Origin of the sequence: Methanoculleus sp. MH98A (genome assembly GCF_000691865.1) — an archaeon.
In the GTDB taxonomy this organism is placed as follows: domain Archaea; phylum Halobacteriota; class Methanomicrobia; order Methanomicrobiales; family Methanoculleaceae; genus Methanoculleus.
This window is the reverse complement of sequence record NZ_JMIO01000131.1, coordinates 1-1,725: the sequence shown is the minus strand read 5'-3', so window position 1 is coordinate 1,725 and position 1,725 is coordinate 1. Positions and strand designations below refer to the sequence as shown.

1 protein-coding gene and 2 tRNA genes are annotated in these 1,725 nt (G+C 58.0%); all 3 read left to right on the top strand.

Annotated features, from left to right (window positions below; all coding sequences use genetic code 11):
- Positions 1-176 precede the first annotated feature (176 nt).
- The 3 genes from EI28_RS11945 to EI28_RS11935 all read left to right on the top strand — a co-directional run bounded on the left by EI28_RS11945 (position 177) and on the right by EI28_RS11935 (position 1,354).
- Positions 177-283, top strand: a tRNA-Tyr gene (locus EI28_RS11945).
- A gap of 18 nt (positions 284-301) precedes the next feature.
- Positions 302-374 (top strand) — tRNA-Asp (locus tag EI28_RS11940).
- A 506-nt stretch (positions 375-880) separates the two neighbouring features.
- Positions 881-1,354 (top strand): HEAT repeat domain-containing protein, encoded by a 474-nt coding sequence (locus tag EI28_RS11935; protein ID WP_231476805.1) that lies wholly within the window; start codon positions 881-883, stop codon positions 1,352-1,354.
- Positions 1,355-1,725: the final 371 nt, after the last annotated feature.

Here is a 1,725-nt window from a genome sequence, read left to right as displayed (position 1 = left end):
CTATCGGTGAAGAAGACAGTACGCTTCAGCGTTCCTAGGTGCTTCAGCGTTTGTAGGGTTCATACGTACTCGTTATCCGAGGTTGTATATAAAGAATAACGTCCGCGTTGCACCGTTCTCTGCAAATGCTGCGAAATGTTTAATAACAACTCGATCTAACATTATTAGAGCAGAGACCCGCCTTAACTCAGACTGGTAGAGTGCGCGGCTGTAGTATAGTCTTCGCTCTCGGGCGAACTGCGCGGCTACCGCGATGTCCCCGGTTCGAATCCGGGAGGCGGGATCCCCTCGAACATCGAGTGCCCAGGTAGTGTAGTGGCCTATCATGACGGCCTGTCACGCCGTCGACACGGATTCGAATTCCGTCCTGGGCGTCACTTTCTTTCATTTTTCAACGCTTCAGCGGAGCGGCCTTTCGCTCATTGAAGGCGCGCAGCATGCCCCGGGAATGCACCGAGAAACCACTTTGAATCTCTCGATAACCTGAAAGCCTGTAATCTGGCGAGTATCGTTATTGAAAATGGTTATATAGTAGGATTTATTTTTATTCTCCAGGTAAAATATATATACCTTGATGCGGTATTCGGTGTCATGCACGCTCTAGGAAAATGGATCGCGGGCGATCCCTTATTCGACGCTCTGGGGTCGCTCATCCCAGGGATAGGTCTCTTTGTTCTGGCAAGTCTTGCCATATATGCTTCCGGATTTCTGATCTGACGGCAGAAGGGGGCCGCAGAGATACGGTGCCTGCGGCGGATTCCGGCGGCCCTAAGCACTTATTACGAATCCGTCTCAACGTGTGATGTACGCCGTAACGTAACATCGCGGAAGTGACAGAACCATGACTCATAGCATATCCCCTGAATCTGGAGCCGATCGTTTGAACCTGCAGGCCCTGATCTCCCGGCTCTCCGATCGTGACAAGGCAGTGCGGGCGGAAGCGATGCACGGACTCGTGGCGATTGGAAAACCTGCCGTGCCCGCCTGCATCGCCCTGCTATCGGACGGCGACTGGAGAGTGCGCTATCGTGCGGCGGAGGCCCTCGGGCTGCTCACCGACGGCGGGGCGTATGCGCCCCTCGTTGCCGCCCTCGGCGATGAAAAGGATCACGTCCGCTACATGGCGGCGAAAGGGCTCGGGCTGCTCGGCGATCCCCGGGCGGTCGAGCGGCTCGGGCCGATGCGAAACGACGAGAACGAGTTCGTGCGGCGGAGTGCCGCCCGTTCGCTCGGTATGATCGGCGGCGAGGAGGCCGTTTTAGCGCTTCGCGAAGCTCTCGAAGACGAGACGACCGACGGCGTCCGTGCGGCAATCCTTGAGGCGCTCCGCGATATAGGTACGGACGGGAACTGACACTCTCAACGGGCTGGCGGCTCGGGAGATCTCTTAATACATTACTTCACGCGAAGTGCGACTGTCCGCAGGACAGGAGTTTGAGAAGCCGTAGGCTTCGAGCCGCGAAGAGCGATGGGCGGAACGCCCGGAGCTTGAGAAACCCGAAGGGTTTCGGACAGGAGTTCGAGAAGACCGAAGGTCTTCGAGGCGCGAACACAGTGAGCGTGAGCACCGCAGGTGCGAGTTGCGATGCCCCGTGAGGAGCGGAGCAGGAGCACCGCAGGTGCGAGTTGCGATGCCCCGTGAGGAGCGGAGCAGGAGCACCGCAGGTGCGAGTTGCGATGCCCCGTGAGGAGCGGAGCAGGAGCACCGCAGGTGCGAGTTGCGAT